The 15419-nt window shown below is 67.4% G+C and carries 17 protein-coding genes and 1 tRNA gene; 7 read left to right on the forward strand and 11 right to left on the reverse strand.

The window, feature by feature from the left end; genetic code table 11:
- Positions 1-14: 14 nt before the first annotated feature.
- A complete protein-coding gene (locus BAMB_RS04265; RefSeq protein WP_011656209.1) occupies positions 15-1175 on the reverse strand; it encodes an alkane 1-monooxygenase in 1161 nt (386 codons plus the stop codon).
- Positions 1176-1849: 674 nt separating this feature from the next.
- On the opposite strand from BAMB_RS04265, the gene BAMB_RS04270 reads away from it, so the two are divergent.
- The 5 genes from BAMB_RS04270 (at position 1850) to BAMB_RS04290 (ending at position 4998) form a co-directional block, all read left to right on the forward strand.
- The gene (locus tag BAMB_RS04270) at positions 1850-2365 is read left to right on the forward strand and encodes a GNAT family N-acetyltransferase (protein ID WP_011656210.1); all 516 of its coding nucleotides are present in this window, start codon (positions 1850-1852) and stop codon (positions 2363-2365) included.
- 156 nt (positions 2366-2521) lie between these two features.
- Positions 2522-3286, forward strand: coding sequence for a septum site-determining protein MinC (minC, locus tag BAMB_RS04275; protein ID WP_011656211.1), 765 nt, complete (start codon positions 2522-2524; stop codon positions 3284-3286).
- Positions 3287-3345: 59 nt separating this feature from the next.
- A complete protein-coding gene (gene minD, locus BAMB_RS04280) occupies positions 3346-4161 on the forward strand; it encodes a septum site-determining protein MinD (RefSeq protein ID WP_011656212.1) in 816 nt (271 codons plus the stop codon).
- Positions 4162-4173: 12 nt separating this feature from the next.
- The gene (gene minE / locus BAMB_RS04285; protein WP_006750836.1) at positions 4174-4428 is read left to right on the forward strand and encodes a cell division topological specificity factor MinE; all 255 of its coding nucleotides are present in this window, start codon (positions 4174-4176) and stop codon (positions 4426-4428) included.
- A gap of 168 nt (positions 4429-4596) precedes the next feature.
- A complete protein-coding gene (locus BAMB_RS04290; protein ID WP_011656213.1) occupies positions 4597-4998 on the forward strand; it encodes a YXWGXW repeat-containing protein in 402 nt (133 codons plus the stop codon).
- Between the two features lie 116 nt (positions 4999-5114).
- Here BAMB_RS04290 and BAMB_RS04300 read toward each other — a convergent pair whose 3' ends face one another.
- Entirely contained in the window at positions 5115-6680 is a 1566-nt protein-coding gene (locus BAMB_RS04300) for a chloride channel protein (RefSeq protein ID WP_011656214.1), read from the reverse strand.
- Between the two features lie 170 nt (positions 6681-6850).
- Here BAMB_RS04300 and waaC point away from each other — a divergent pair, with 170 nt between their 5' ends.
- Positions 6851-7849, forward strand: coding sequence for a lipopolysaccharide heptosyltransferase I (gene waaC / locus BAMB_RS04305; RefSeq protein ID WP_011656215.1), 999 nt, complete (start codon positions 6851-6853; stop codon positions 7847-7849).
- Between the two features lie 48 nt (positions 7850-7897).
- Here the strand turns inward: waaC and BAMB_RS04310 are convergent, their stop codons facing one another.
- The 9 genes from BAMB_RS04310 to rph all read right to left on the reverse strand — a co-directional run bounded on the left by BAMB_RS04310 (position 7898) and on the right by rph (position 14291).
- Positions 7898-8077, reverse strand: a complete 180-nt coding sequence (locus BAMB_RS04310; RefSeq protein WP_006750841.1) for a hypothetical protein — start codon at positions 8075-8077, stop codon at positions 7898-7900.
- Positions 8078-8181: 104 nt separating this feature from the next.
- Positions 8182-9495, reverse strand: coding sequence for an MFS transporter (locus BAMB_RS04315; RefSeq protein WP_011656216.1), 1314 nt, complete (start codon positions 9493-9495; stop codon positions 8182-8184).
- A 311-nt stretch (positions 9496-9806) separates the two neighbouring features.
- The gene (locus BAMB_RS04320; RefSeq protein ID WP_041491108.1) at positions 9807-10295 is read right to left on the reverse strand and encodes a TonB family protein; all 489 of its coding nucleotides are present in this window, start codon (positions 10293-10295) and stop codon (positions 9807-9809) included.
- A gap of 243 nt (positions 10296-10538) precedes the next feature.
- Entirely contained in the window at positions 10539-10832 is a 294-nt protein-coding gene (locus BAMB_RS04325) for a hypothetical protein (protein ID WP_011656218.1), read from the reverse strand.
- Between the two features lie 157 nt (positions 10833-10989).
- Positions 10990-11391, reverse strand: coding sequence for a hypothetical protein (locus tag BAMB_RS04330; RefSeq protein WP_011656219.1), 402 nt, complete (start codon positions 11389-11391; stop codon positions 10990-10992).
- A 158-nt stretch (positions 11392-11549) separates the two neighbouring features.
- Positions 11550-11637 (reverse strand) — tRNA-Ser (locus tag BAMB_RS04335).
- Between the two features lie 42 nt (positions 11638-11679).
- Complete coding sequence (gene hemW, locus BAMB_RS04340; protein WP_011656220.1) at positions 11680-12894, reverse strand: radical SAM family heme chaperone HemW; 1215 nt, start codon at positions 12892-12894, stop codon at positions 11680-11682.
- A gap of 34 nt (positions 12895-12928) precedes the next feature.
- Positions 12929-13558, reverse strand: a complete 630-nt coding sequence (gene rdgB, locus BAMB_RS04345; protein ID WP_011656221.1) for an RdgB/HAM1 family non-canonical purine NTP pyrophosphatase — start codon at positions 13556-13558, stop codon at positions 12929-12931.
- A complete protein-coding gene (gene rph, locus BAMB_RS04350; RefSeq protein ID WP_011656222.1) occupies positions 13551-14291 on the reverse strand; it encodes a ribonuclease PH in 741 nt (246 codons plus the stop codon). Before rph ends, rdgB begins: the two co-directional genes overlap by 8 nt.
- 174 nt (positions 14292-14465) lie before the next feature.
- On the opposite strand from rph, the gene BAMB_RS04355 reads away from it, so the two are divergent.
- A complete protein-coding gene (locus BAMB_RS04355; RefSeq protein WP_011656223.1) occupies positions 14466-15389 on the forward strand; it encodes a YicC/YloC family endoribonuclease in 924 nt (307 codons plus the stop codon).
- Positions 15390-15419 lie beyond the last annotated feature (30 nt).

A 15419-nucleotide genomic window follows, 5' to 3' on the forward strand; every position in this document is an offset into this window, starting at 1 on the left:
TGCGCCGTCTGGTATCACGCCGTGGCCGAATACTGCGCGAGCACGCGAGCGCGGATCGATGGCTTGATGTTCGATTGCGCCATGTTGCCGCCGTAGTGCGCGACGACACGCGGATTCATCACGCGATACCAGAGCGGCGGCACGTACGCGAACAGGATCATCGTCGCGTAGCCGGCCGGCAGTTGCGGCGAGTCGTCGAAGTGGCGCAGCGCCTGGTACGAGCGCGTCGGGTTCGCGTGATGGTCGGCGTGCCGCTGCAGCTGATACAGGAAGAGGTTGGTGACGACGTGATTGCTGTTCCACGAATGCTGCGGCGCGCAGCGTTCGTAGCGGCCGCTCGGCAGCTTGCGGCGGCCGAGCCCGTAGTGCTCGACGTAGTTGACGACTTCGAGCAGCGACGCACCGTACACGGCCTGGATCACGAGGAACGGGATCACGACCTTGCCGGCCATCGCGATCGCGATGCCCCACACGACGACGGTCATCGCCCACGCATGCAGGACTTCGTTGCGCCAGGTCCACGGCGAATGCCCGAGCCGCTCGAGGCGCGTCTTTTCGAGCCGCCAGGCCGAGCGGATGCTGCCCGTCACCGTGCGGGGCAGGAAGGCCCAGAACGATTCGCCGTAGCGCGCGCTCGCCGGGTCCTCCGCCGTCGCGACGCGCACGTGATGGCCGCGGTTGTGCTCGACGAAGAAGTGGCCGTATGCAACCGGCGCGAGCGTGACTTTCGCGAGCCGGCGCTCGAAGCGGCTGGTCTTGTGCCCGAGTTCGTGCGCGGTGTTGATCGAGATGCCCGTCGCCGCGCCGAGCGACAGCGCGAAGCCGACGTAGTCGTACCACGCGAGCGCATGCGTGCCGACGACCCACACGCACATGAAGAACGCGATGTATTCGACCAGCGTCGCGAGATAGACGATGTAGCGGTAGTAGCGCGCCCGTTCGAGGTCCGGGACGAAGGCTTCGGGCGGATTGTCGCGATCGTCGCCGATCAGCGTGTCAAGGATCGGAATCACGCCGAACGCGAACAGCGGGCCGAACCACCAGAACACGTGAAGGCCGGTCGACAACGCAAGCTGGGCCGAGAAGATCGGCAGCGTGATCGTCACCGCCCCGAGCAGCCACAGATAACGCTTGCCATCCGACCAGCCCGAGGCCGATTCGTCGGTCATTGCCATTGTCTCCCTCCTTTCGGGGCCGGCGCGGCGCTTGCGGGCGCGCCGGCCACACGTGCACGTTTATCGTCGTTCGAATCGTCGTTGGCCCGCGACACGGCGCGCGGCACCGGATCGGTGTCCGGTTGTGCCAGTTATACGACCGCCGCGCACGCTTTCCAAACCCCGGCGCTAGGCATGAAACTCCAAACGGCGGGCCGTGGATGACGCGGGTCGGGAAGGGCGGCACGGGGGTGATTGAAACAGGCCAACGCAGGCCCGCTCACCCGTGCGGCCGGGGTGTCGTCAGAGGAATGTGTGTTGTGATGCTGGCGACTCTCGAGCGGTGAGCTTCGCAACGAATGTTGCAATGCAATAAGCGCGGCTCAACGACGTGCGGCGCGCCGGTCCTTTTCCGTACATATGTTACGAACGATTACGGTCGCGGCGATCAAATAGCGGACGCGCGCCAGATGAATTCCATACATAACAAGGCGCGGCGGGCGACATGTCCGACCTTGTGGCTCGCTCGCCATACATCGCTGCGCATCGCCGCGCCATGCTGCATCTGCACACCCGCGCGGAGCGCGACATCCATTGCCTTTCGATCCGCGCTGTCATTTGAAAATAACGATTTGACTCATGCCCCGCTTTCGGTTGAAGCTAGTAGCTTGCTGTCCGAAGGGGGCTGTGCCTGCATGAGTTCGACCTTGACCGTTCGTCGTATCGCTGCCGACCAGGGCCGCGTGTATCGCGAACTCCGCGCCGCGTCATTGCGTGAGCCCTACGCGCCCGGCGAAGCGCCGGAGGCCGAATTGCTTAACGTCGATGCCGACGCGGCGGCGGCCATCGCCGCGCTGCGCGCCACGTCCGACGAGTCGACGACTTTCCTGCTGTACACCGAAGGCCATCCGGCCGGCATGATCGGCGCGTATTTCGACAATACGCCCGAGCGGCGCGCGTTCGTCAGCGAGCTGTGGGTCGCGCACGCGGTCCGTCATCTGCGCGGCGGCGTGCTGCTGCTGGAAACGGCCACCGCGTGGCTGGCCGAACGCGGTGCGCAGGACGTCTATGCATGGATCGCCGACGCAAACCGCAACGCCATCCGTTTCTACGAACGCGCGGGTTTCGGCAACACGGGCGAGCATGCACCAATCGCGCGCATGCCCGGCGCGATGAAGTCGTTGTTCGTGTCGCACTTCAACACACCCTGACGCATGAACGCGCGGGCCGCACGGCGCAATGAAGGCCCCGTCGCCCGTCCCACTGCCCCCTTCTGGTCGCGCGTTCGCCGCGACCCGGTTTCCCAAAAATGATGGCTGCACGCGTGGACGCCTGTAAAATACGCAAAAATTTTTTGCAGAGTGTCCATGTCGCTTAAAAAATCGCCATTCTTCGAGCTGCGCAGCGGATCGGTCGATACGTTGCTGTTCACCGTGAAGACGACCGATCTCGATGCGTTGCGTACCGAACTGGTCAAGCGCTTCGAAGCGACTCCCGAGTTTTTTGCCGATGACGTCGTCGCGATCGACGTCCGCCGCCTCGCGGACGGCGAACGCGTCGCGCTCGCCGACATCCGCCAGATGCTGAACGACGTGCGGATGCGCCCGGTGGGCGTCGTGGCGCTGGCCACGCAGGGCTGGGCGGGGGAAGCCGGTCTGCCGTTGCTGGAGGCACGTGATCGCCGCGTGTCGGCCGCGAAGCCGGCCGACGAAGCGGAGCCAGCGCCTGTCGTTGCCGAGGCCGTTGCGGCAGCCGAACCGGCGCCGGAGCCTGCACCGACGCAGATTTCGGCGAGCGGCCAGACGCTGGTGATCGATCGGCCGCTGCGTTCGGGGCAGCAGATTTACGCGAAAGGGGACCTCGTGGTGCTTGCGCCGGTCAGTCACGGCGCCGAGATCATCGCGGAAGGCAACATCCACATCTACGCGCCGTTGCGCGGCCGCGCACTCGCGGGCGTGCACGGCAATCACGACGCGCGCATTTTCTGCACGTGTCTCGAACCGGAACTGATTTCAATCGCGGGTATCTATCGAACGACCGAGAACCCGTTGCCCGCCGACATACTGGGCAAAGCGGTGCAGATCCGGCTCGAAGAGGAAAAACTGATGATCGAACCGCTGCGCCTGACGTGATTCACGCGGCGCACGCCGGATCGATCGGCTCTCATTGACGAACACAGGGTATTGGGTAAATGGCAAAAATCATCGTGGTGACTTCGGGCAAGGGCGGCGTGGGCAAGACGACGACCAGCGCGAGCTTCGCGTCGGGCCTCGCGCTGCGGGGCCACAAGACGGCCGTGATCGACTTCGACGTTGGCCTGCGCAACCTCGATCTCATCATGGGCTGCGAGCGGCGCGTGGTGTACGACCTCGTCAACGTGATCCAGGGCGAAGCGAACCTGAACCAGGCGCTGATCAAGGACAAGAAGTGCGAGAACCTGCACATCCTGCCGGCGTCGCAGACGCGCGACAAGGATGCGCTCACGCGCGACGGCGTCGAGAAGGTGCTGAACGATCTGGTCGCGATGGACTTCGACTTCATCGTCTGCGATTCGCCGGCCGGGATCGAAGCCGGTGCGCTGCATGCGATGTACTTCGCCGACGAAGCGCTGATCGTCACGAACCCGGAAGTGTCGTCGGTGCGCGACTCGGACCGCATTCTCGGCATCCTGTCGTCGAAGACGAAGCGCGCGACCGAAGGCAAGGATCCGATCAAGGAGCACCTGCTGATCACGCGTTACAGCCCGAAGCGCGTGAGCGAAGGCGAGATGCTGTCGCTCGAGGACATCAGCGAGATCCTGCGCATCAAGCTGATCGGCGTGGTGCCCGAATCGGAAGCCGTGCTGCACGCATCGAACCAGGGTCTGCCGGCCGTGCATATCGACGGCACCGACGTGGCGGAAGCGTACAAGGACGTCGTCGCTCGCTTCCTCGGCGAGGACAAGCCGCTGCGCTTCACCGATTACCAGAAGCCGGGCCTGCTGCAGCGCCTCTTCGGCAGCAAGTAACGGAGGCCGCCCATGTCCATCCTTTCGTTTCTCCTCGGTGAGAAGAAGAAGTCCGCATCGGTCGCGAAGGAGCGCCTGCAGCTCATCATCGCGCACGAGCGGGTCGGCGGCCGGCCACCGGCCGATTACCTGCCGGCGCTGCAGAAGGAGCTGGTGGCGGTCATCTCGAAGTACGTCCGTATTTCGAACGACGACATCCGCGTGAGCCTCGAGCGCCAGGACGATCTCGAAGTCCTCGAAGTGAAGATCGAGATCCCGCAAGCCTGACGTTTGTCGGCCTCTCTCCGCACGGCGGCGCATGCCGTCGTGCGCGTCTTACGCCCTGTTGCACTTTCGGGCTCGCCGTAACACGGTGTCTGTCGGCCGTTGGTCGACCTCCCGCATTGAACGAATACGCTCGCGTCGCTCGCGTCATTTCTCAATCAGGAGGTTGTGATGGCTGTCTCTGTTGTTCAACGTCGTATCGTTTCGCTCGCGCTGTTCGCCGCGGGCCTGTCAGCCGTCGCCGCGCCGCTCGCTGCACGCGCGGACGAGATTCTCGTCGGCGCGCCGGTGTTGGTGCAATCGGGCCGGATGGTCGTCGCCGAACCGGTGGCCGCGCCTGCCGAGGAAATCGTCGTCGTCGCGCCGAACGCGCCGCCGGCCGTGCGCTACGAGGTCGTGCCCGACGCGCGCGTCGGCTATGTGTGGGAGCGCGGCCACTGGCACTGGGATCATGGTCGCTACGTGTGGATCGGCGGCCACTGGGAAGCCCAGCGTGTCGGCATGCACTGGGTGCCGGGCCACTGGAATCAGCGCGGCCCGAACTGGTTCTGGACCCGCGGCCACTGGGCTTGACGGAGGCGTGCAATGAAACGAACCGCCATTGCGATCGCACTCGTCGCGATCACGCTCGCCGGCTGTATCGTCGTGCCGGCCCGGCCTGTCTACTATCGGCCGGCGCCGGTGGTGATCTACTGAGTGTCGGTCGGGCCCGGTTGCGCCGGTCCGTTCGCGCCGGATGCCGGCCGGCCGCCGTCATGCGGCGTCGCCGGCGTTTGCGCGGCGCCGGTGTCCGTGTTGGTATCGGCCCCCGCGGCGCGCGGCTCGCGACCATCCCCTTCACGCAGCGTGTCGAGCGGATCGGCGGGCGCTGCGGCCGCATCCTGCGGCTCGGTGACGCCGGTTGTCGCCGCCGGCGCCGCTGCGCGGGCGGGTTCGACCGCGGCCGCGGCCGCAGGCGGCGCCAGATAGCGCTGCGCGAGCGTTTCGTAGAGCGGCGGCGCGAAGAAGCGCGCCATGCGGCTCGACACCAGCGCGGTCGCCATCAGCGAAATCACGAGCGCGTGGCCGTTGATCATCTCCATCACGATCACGAACGACGTGATCGGCGACTGCGTGACGGCCGCGAGGTAGCCGACCATCGCCAGCGCGATCAGCATCGGCAGGCTCATGTGGCTGAACACGATGTGCAGCACGTTGCCGAACCCGGCGCCGATCGACAGCGACGGCGCGAAGATCCCGCCCGGGATGCCCGGCAGGTACGACGCGACCATCGACACCATCTTCAGGAACGGATAGAACACCGACAGCTGTTCATGGCCGTCGAGCAGGCCGCGTGCCTCTGCATAGCCGCTGCCGAACGTCGTCCCGCCCGACACGATGCCGACGACGGCGATCACGAAGCCGCACACCGCCGCGAACGTGATCGGGCGCTCGCGATACAGGCTGAGCAGGCGCGCGGGCAGCCAGCGCCCGGTATTGAGCAGCAGCCAGCTGAAGAGGCCGCCCGCGACGCCGGTCACGAGCGCGGTGACGAGCACGGCGACGGCGAGCATTTTCGGGAAATGCTGGCCGGCGTCGATCGTGCCGAAGTACGTGTAATTGCCGTTCAGGCCCAAGGCGACGACACCGGCGAGGATGATCGCGGTGATCAGCACGCCGCTCGCGCGCGCGGAGAAGCTGCGCGTCAGTTCCTCGATCGCGAACACGATCCCGGCGAGCGGCGTATTGAACGCGGCCGACAGGCCGGCCGCCGCGCCGGCGAGCACGAGCTGCCGCTCGATCTGCGCGTTCGAGCGCGGGTAGAAGCGCCGCAGGTTGAACATCAGCGCCGCGCCGACCTGCACGGTCGGGCCTTCGCGGCCGATCGTGAAGCCGCCGAGGATGCCGAGGAACGAGATCAGGACCTTGCCGAACAGGATCCGCAGCGTGAGCAGCCGCGCGCCGAATGCGCTCGGGCTCGCATGCAGCGTCGCGATGACCTGCGGGATCCCGCTGCCCTCGGCGCCGCGAAAGAAGCGGCGCGTCATCCACACGGATGCGGCGGCGATCGACGGCGTGAGCAGCAGCGGCAGCCATGCGGCGTGCTCGCGCAGCGTGCGGAATGTGTCGTAGCCCCAGTCGATCAGCCGCGCGTACAGCACGGCCGCGAGGCCCACGGCGATCGCGCCGAGCCAGAACACACCGTACTGCCGCCAGATCCGCAGCGAGCGGCGGGTGAGGGCGGGAAACAGGGGGGGAAGGGTGGGGCGTTGCATCGGCGGGGGGCCGGGAGGCAAAGGACACATTATAAAAAGAACCGGATGCCGGTCTGGACAAAACTTCACAAAAACGATGCATTTTGTTGCAAATGTAATGTCGGTGTAATGTTTGTGCCCGCCAAGCGTCGTTAGCATGGCGCAATGGTCCGATATATCCCACAAAGAACGTGAAACGCATCCTCATCGTGAAAGTGACGTCGCTCGGCGACGTCGTCCAGACGCTGCCCGTCGTCGCGGACCTCCATCGCGCCTTCCCGGGTGTGACGGTCGACTGGGCCGTCGACGAATCCTGCGCGGAGGTCGTGCGCTGGCACCCGGGCGTGACCAATGTGCTTTGCGCGCCGCTGCGGCGGTTCAAGAAGATGCGCAACGGCGGCGACCTGAAGGCGATCTCCGCGTCGATCGGCGCGCTGCGCGCGCATCGCTACGATGCGGTCATCGATCTGCACGGCGTGTACAAGAGCGCGATCATTTCGGTACTCGCGCGCGCCGCGCGCCGCGTCGGCTACCAGACGCAGGATCTCGGCGAGACGGGCGCCCGTTTTGCATATTCGCATCGCTTCGGCCCCCGGCCGGACTGCGACGCATGGCACGGGATGCGCGTGAGCGCCGGCGAGGCGCTGGGCTATGTGCCCGAAGGCATCGCCACGTACGGGATCGTCCCGCCGCAGGACGCGAGCCTGCCGCCCGCCGTGACCGACGGCACGCCGTTCATGCTGCTGTTTCACGCGACGTCCAATCCGGACAAGAAATGGCCGGCCGACCACTGGGCCGCGCTGGCCACCCGGATGATGGCGCGCGGCGTGCGCGTGCTGTTGCCGTGGGGGTCGCCCGCCGAACATGACGACGCGAAGGATATCGCCGCGCGCGCGCCGGGCGCGATCGTGCTGCCGGCGATGTCGGTGCGCGAACTCGGCGCGGCCCTCGGCCGGGCCGCGCTCGTGGTGGGCGTCGATACCGGCTTCGTGCACATGGCGCACGCGCTGCAGCGGCCGACCGTGATGATTTTCGTCGCGACGTCGCGCCACCATTGCGGGATCGGCGGGGCACCGAATGCGCTGTCGATCGGCGAGCCGGGCGCGCCGCCGTCGGTTGCGCAGGCACTCGATGCGATCGACGCGGTCGCACCGGCCTATGCCGCACGGCCCGCGCAGCTGACGGCCTAGCGCCGGCGATTCGCGTGACCCGGCCGCGTGGAAGCGAAGCCGGCCGGTTCAGGCGAGCAGCGCTTCGAACGCGACCACCGCGGCGATCGCCGCCAGATTGGCGAGCAGCGCGTCGAGCAGCAGTCCACGCCAGGTTTTCGGCCGGAAGCGTGCCGCGAGCAGCAGCGCGCCACCCAGCGCGAGCGCCAGGATCAGGATGAGGTCGGCGTTGTCGAGGCGGATGTTCATCGCGGCGGCTCCTTCGGGGAGGGTTCCCGTGGGCGCGCAACGGCGCCCCCACGGTCGAGTATAGGCAGCGCCGCCCGCCGCACAACCCGGTGCGCCCCGCAGGCTCAGACGAGCGATGCGTCGCGGGTTTCGCGCATCAGCAGCACGCCGATCAGGCTGATTGCCGCCGCAACCGACACGTACCCGCCGACCCACGACAGGCCGCCGTGCGCGGCGAGCAGTTGCGCGATGTACGGCGCGATCGACGCGCCGAGGATCCCGCCGAGGTTGTACGCGACGCCCGCGCCCGTATAGCGGACGTTGGTCGGGAACAGCTCGGGGAGCAGCGCGCCCATCGGCGCGAACGTCACGCCCATCAGAAACAGCTCGAGCGTCAGGAACAGCGCGACGAGCGGCATCGAACCGCTGCCGAGCAGCGGCTCCATCGCGAAGCCGGACAGCAGCGCGGCGATCGCGCCGACGATCAGCACCGGCTTGCGCCCGAAGCGATCCGACGCCCATGCCGACAGCGGCGTCGCGAGCCCCATGAACACCACCGCGAAGCACAGCAGGCCGAGGAAGCCCTGGCGCGGAATATGCAGCGTCGCCACGCCGTACGAGAGCGAGAACACCGTCGAGATATAGAACAGCGTGTAGCAGACCACCATCGCGAGCGCGCCGAGCAGCGTCGGCCGCCAGTGTTGCGACACGAGCGTCGCGACCGGCACGCGCACGCGCTCGTTGCGATCGAGCGTGGCCTGGAACGCCGGCGTCTCGGTGATCTTCAGCCGCACGTAGAGGCCCACCGCGACGAGCACCGCGCTGACGAGGAACGGGATGCGCCAGCCCCAGCTGCGGAATTGTTCATCGGACAGCGACAGCGCGAGCGCGAAGAACAGCCCGTTCGACATCAGGAAGCCGACCGACGGGCCCAGCTGCGGGAACATCCCGAACCAGCCGCGCTTGCCTTGCGGCGCGTGCTCGGTCGCGAGCAGCGCCGCGCCGCCCCATTCGCCGCCGAGGCCGATCCCCTGGCCGAAGCGCAGCACGCACAGCAGCACCGGCGCGAGCGCGCCGATCGTGTCGTAGCCGGGCACGAAGCCGATCGCGGTGGTGGACACGCCCATGACGAGCAGCGACGCGACGAGCGTCGATTTGCGGCCGATGCGGTCGCCGAAGTGGCCGAACAGGAACGAGCCGATCGGCCGTGCGATGAACGCGATGCCGAATGTGACGAACGCAGACAGCGCCTGCGCGGTCGCGGAGCCATGCGGAAAGAACACCGGACCGATGACGAGCGCCGCGGCGGTCGCGTACACGTAGAAGTCGTAGAACTCGATCGCGGTGCCGATGAAGCTCGCGAACACGATGCGCCGGTGGCTGACGGCGGCGCCGGCCGAACCGGTTGCGTGTGCAACGGCCGGGGGAGATGCGGACATGGATGTCTCCGTTTTGTCGTGGGGGCGGTCGGCTGGGCGTGCGCTCGGGCAGGCGGGCGCCTGCCGGGCGAGCCGCCGAGCGGATGATGCGGTAGCGGTGTGGACGCGCGCGCCGTGGCGCGGACGTCGCCCGCCGGTCGACGATGGAGACGGATAGGTCGCCGCCGCCCGGTGCCGGCATGGTCGGCTCGCATGCCGGGTGCGGCGTACGAACGCGCGCGCGGGAGGATGGCCGCGCGATTGCGGAAAATTATAGCCAGCGCCGCGACATAGCGGCAATCAAGGAGCGGCAATCACGGCGGGGCGCGGGCTCAGTCGAGCGTTTGCGCCTGCGCCGATGCGGTGCTCTGCAACTGGAAGCGGCCGTCGTCGTTGAACAGCCAGCCTTCCATCATCTCGATCCGGCCGTTGCCGTCCAGCAGTTTCGACGGCGGCACCGGCAGCGGCGCCGAGCGGCGCAGCGACGCGAGCGCGAGCGCTTCCGCTTCACTGTCGCCGTTGCTGCGATAGACGGATGCGTTGACGAGGCGGCCGCCGCGATCGACGGTGAACGAGACGACGACGAGCGAGCGCAGCATCGCCTGCGGCCCGCGCGACACGGCGGACGGATTGTGCTCGGCGACGCACCGCGCGACTTCCACGCGGTACTGCGCGAGATTCCCGCTGCGCGTGATCGACGGGATGGTCACGACCGAGTGCACCGACGGCGGTGGCGTGATCGTACAGGCGGCAAGCATCATGGCGGCGACCAGCGCGACAACGCGCGGCCGGTCGACGCGAGGGCGGGGAAGAGAGCACATGGGAGGTGCCGGCATGGGGAAGCGCCGGAGGGTGACGATAAAAAAATGATAGACGCCCGTGCACGACCTGATATCGGGAGAAACGCATAAGGCGCGCGCCGCGACGTAGCGATTCGCGGATGACGGCGCGCGGCGGCCCGCCGCATGCCGCGATGTGACGTGACATGTGACGCTGCGGCGCGTGCGTTGCGCGTGCCCGCGCGTCGCGCGCGGCGGCAGCGATGAATGCGGCGGCGGCCCCGCTCAGTAGCCGTGCGTCACGAGCGACAGAACGGACAGGTCCGGATGCGTGCCGTCGATGATGCTCTTGCCGATGTGCACGGCTTCCTGAACCGCTTCGTCGACGCTCGCGTAGCTTTCCTCGCCGTCCGCGTGGAACGGCACCGCGTGATCGGGCAGCGCGGGATTCGCGCCAGGATGGCAGACATAGCCGGTGTAGGTGTAACGCGAGTCGCTGCCGGGGGCGAGGCCCGGCACGACGTGGATCTCGAAGCCTTCGTAATCGACGTGATCCGTCGCTGTCGACAGTTCGGTCATGGCGGTCTCCGTGTGCCGCTCGCACGGGTGGCGCGGGCGGCCTCGAGTCGCGGCGGCGGTCGTGTCGCCGTGCTGATCGAATTCTAGGCGATGGCGGCGCGGCCCGTGAGGCCTGCGCGCATGGCCGGCGGCGACGTCGAGCGTGCCGGCTCGCGCGTTACCGCGCGCAGCGCGCGTCCTTGCGCTGCACGACGAGGATCACCGGATACTTCTGACCATGATCGAGTTCCACCGGCGCGACGACCGTCAGCGTCGTTGGGTCGGAATCGTCGTACACGCTGACCTGCTCGTTGCGGATATACGTCACGCCGGTGCAGTTCGACGCGCGCCCGTCATCCGACACCTTGCACTGGAGCTCGTTTTCCTTCAGGTAGTTGTACGGCGTCGGGCTCGCGAGATATTCGCGCAGGCCGCGCGGCGAGCCGCCGACGCCCTTCACGTATGCGATCGCGCACGACGGCGTTTGCGCGTCGGCGCCGGAGGCGGAATCGGCGGCCGCCGCGTGCGTGCCGACGGTGGCCAGCAGGGCGACGAGCGACGAGGCGATGAAGGGCTTCATGACGTGGGTTTCCCGTTTCGCGAATCGGAGCGCCGGATTGTAACGGCATCCGGCGGCACGCGTCGGCCGGCGGGGCGTGCGCCGCGCGCGGCGTGCTTCGCGCGGCGCACAAACAAAAACCCCGTCATTCGAAGAATGGACGGGGTTTGGCGAACGCTTGGCGGAAGCGGTGAGATTCGAACTCACGGACAGTTTCCCGTCGCCGGTTTTCAAGACCGGTGCCTTAAACCGCTCGGCCACGCTTCCACACGAGGCGGCATTGTAACCGAAATGCCGCGTCGTTCCGCTTCAGTCGTCGCGCAGGAACAATTCCTGCAGGTCGTTGAGGAAGCGCTGGCCGAGCGGCGTCGGCGCGATCTGCGCGAAATCGCGCGTGATCAGCCCGCGCCGCTCCGCTTCCTTGAGTGCCGGCTCGATGGTGCTGATCGGCAGGCCGGTGCGTTCGACGAAGCTGTGCACGGGGAAACCCTCGACGAGCCGCAGCGTGTTCAGCATGAACTCGAACGGCAGGTCGCGCGGGCCGACTTCACGTTCTTCCTGCACCGGCGTGCCGGCCATCGCCTGTTCGATGAAGGTCGCCGGATGCTTGTAGCGCGCCTGCCGCAGGATCCGGTTCGGGAACGACAGCTTCGTGTGCGCGCCCGCGCCGATCCCGAGATAGTCGCCGAAGCGCCAGTAGTTCAGGTTGTGCTTGCACTGATGATTCGGCTTCGCGTACGCGGACACTTCGTAGCGTCCGTAACCGGCCTCGGCCGTGCGTTCGTGAATCCATTCCTGCATGTCGGCCGATGCGTCGTCGTCGGGCACCGCGGGCGGAAACTTCGCGAACATCGTGTTCGGCTCGAGCGTCAGGTGATACAGCGACAGATGCGGCGGCGCGAACGACAGCGCGGTCTCGATGTCGGTCCGGCATTCGTCGAGCGTCTGGTTCGGCAGCGCGAACATCAGGTCGAGGTTGAAGTTGTCGAACGTCTTCGCGGCGATCTCGACGGCCGCGCGCGCCTGCGCGGTGTCGTGAATGCGGCCGAGCGCTTTCAGATGGCCTTCGTTGAAGCTCTGGATGCCGACCGACAGGCGGTTCACGCCGCTCGCGCGAAACTGCGCGAACTTCGCGGCCTCGAACGTGCCCGGGTTCGCCTCGAGCGTGATCTCGGCGTCCGCATCGAGCGGCAGCAGCGCGCGCACGTCGGACAGCAGCCGGTCGAGCCCGCCCGCGGACAGCAGGCTCGGCGTGCCGCCGCCGATGAACACCGTATGCACCTGCCGGCCCCAGACGAGCGGCAGCGCCTGCTCGAGATCGGCACGCAGCGCGTCGAGGTATTCGGTTTCCGGAAAGCGCTCGCCTTTCCACTCGTGCGAGTTGAAATCGCAGTACGGGCACTTGCGCACGCACCACGGAAAATGCACGTACAGCGCGAGCGGCGGCAGCGACGTGAGCCGCACCTGCCCGGGCGACGTGAACGTCGCGACGACGCGCGCGCCGGTTTCCGCCGCCTGGCTCATGCGGCCTCCCGCTGCGAATGCGTGACGAAGACGATCATGCGGGTTCCTCTGCGAGCCGCGCGAGCAGCGCCTTCAGCGCGAGCGCGCGATGGCTGTGCGTGTTCTTCACGGCCGGCTCGAGTTCGGCCGCCGTCGCGCCGAGCGACGGCAGGTAGAAATACGGGTCGTAGCCGAATCCGTGCTCACCGCGCGGCGTGTCGACGATCTCGCCTGTCCAGCGACCTTCGGCGAACAGCGGTTCGGGATCGTCCGCGTGGCGCACCAGCGCGAGCACGCAGCAATAGTATGCGCGCCGGTCGTCGACGCCGCGCAGCTGCTCGACGAGGTACGCATTGTTCGCCGCGTCGCCCGGGGCGCGACCCGCGCGCTGCGCGTAGCGCGCCGAATAGACGCCCGGTGCGCCGCGCAGCGCGCGCACGCACAGACCGGAATCGTCGGCGATCGCCGGCAGGCCGGTGAGCCGCGACGCATGCCGCGCTTTCGTCAGCGCATTCTCGATGAACGTGCCGAACGGCTCTTCCGCCTCGGGCACGGCCAGCTCGCCCTGCGGCACGATCTCGATGCCGACCGTGGAGAACAGCGCGGTGAATTCGCGCAGCTTGCCGGCGTTGTTCGACGCGAGCACGATGCGCGAGAACGGCGCGAGGGTGCGATCGTCAGACATTGCCGGCGCCCAGCACGTCCTTCTGCAACTGCACGAGCTGGCCGATCCCGCTTTGCGCGAGGTCGAGCAGCGCATTCATCTCGGCGCGCGAGAACGGTACGCCTTCGGCGGTGCCCTGGACTTCGACGAAGCCGCCGGCGCCCGTCATCACGACGTTCATGTCGGTGTCGCAGCGCGAGTCTTCCGCGTAGTCGAGGTCGAGCAACGGCACGCCTTCGTACACGCCGACCGAGATCGCGGCGACATGATCGGTGATCGGCGAGCGTGCGAGCTTGCCGGCCGCGATCAGCTTCGACACGGCGTCGTGCGCGGCGACGAACGCACCGGTGATGCTCGCCGTGCGCGTGCCGCCGTCGGCCTGGATCACGTCGCAGTCGATGTGGATCGTGCGCGGGCCCAGCGCCTCGAGATCGAACACCGCGCGCAGCGCGCGGCCGATCAGGCGCTGAATTTCCTGCGTACGGCCGGTCTGCTTGCCGCGTGCGGCTTCACGGTCGCTGCGCGTGTGCGTCGCACGCGGCAGCATCCCGTATTCGGCCGTCAGCCAGCCCTGGCCGCGATCGCGCAGGAATTCGGGCACGCGTTCGGCGACGCTCGCGGTGCAGATCACCTTGGTGTCGCCGAATTCGACCAGGACCGAGCCTTCGGCGTGTTTCGTGTAGTGGCGCGTGAGGGCGACCTTGCGCAGTTCGTCGGCGCGACGGCCGCTCGGGCGGGACAGGGAAGACGTCATGGGGGAATCGTGGACGGGAGAGGAAACCCCGATTTTAGCGCCGAACGGCAGCGTTGCCCGGCGGGGTAGGGTGCAAAAATGGGATAATGCGCGCTTCCCGCCCCGCGCCTTGCAATGCGCCGGGCGCCTCGACTTATTCCCGCCCGCAAGGGCACCCAGACGGCGAGACGAACCATGATCTACAGCATGACGGGCTATGCGAGCGCGACGCGCGAACTGGCGACGGCCACCGGCAACGGCGGCACCAGCGTGTCGGTCGAACTGCGCACCGTGAACTCGCGCTTCCTCGACCTGAATTTCCGCATGCCGGACGACGTGCGCGCGTGCGAATCCGCGCTGCGCGAAATGCTGATGAACAAGCTGTCGCGCGGCAAGGTCGACGTGCGCATCAACCTGCAGCGCGGCGAGCAGAGCATCGGCGCGGGCGCGCTGAACCAGTCGGCGCTCGGCCAGCTCGCCGAGCTCGAACGCTCGGTGCTCGACGCGTTCCCGGGTGTCGGCCGCCTGCGCGCGGGCGAGATCCTGCGCTGGCCCGGCGTGCTCGCCGAGAGCGGCGTGTCGGCGGATGCGATCCGCGAGGCCGTGCTCGCGTGCGGCAAGGAAGCGATCGGCGAGCTCGTCGTCGTGCGTTCGCGCGAAGGCGCGCAGCTGGCGACGATGCTGCTGTCGAACGTCACCGAAATGGAAGCGATCGTCGCGCGCATCACGCCGCTGGTGCCGGAGCTGATCGCGAAGCATCAGCAGAAGATCGTCGAGCGGCTGCAGGAAGCGCTCGGCCTCGCGGCACCCGAAGGCAGCGCAGCGATCGTCACGCGCGAGGAAGCCGCGGAACGCATTCGTCAGGAAGTGACGATGTACGGCATCCGGATCGACATCGCGGAAGAGCTGTCGCGACTTACCGCGCACCTGAACGAAACGCGTCACGTGATCGAGAAGGGCGGCCGCGTCGGCAAGCGTCTCGACTTCATGATGCAGGAACTGAATCGCGAAGCAAACACGCTCGGCTCGAAGGCGGCGGCGAAGGAACTGGCCGACGCATCGATGGCGCTCAAGCTGTTGATCGAGCAGATGCGCGAGCAAGTGCAAAACCTGGAGTAAAGAGATGAAACAACCGTCACTACGTTTGCT

The sequence above is a fragment of the Burkholderia ambifaria AMMD genome (assembly GCF_000203915.1).
Lineage (GTDB): Bacteria > Pseudomonadota > Gammaproteobacteria > Burkholderiales > Burkholderiaceae > Burkholderia > Burkholderia ambifaria.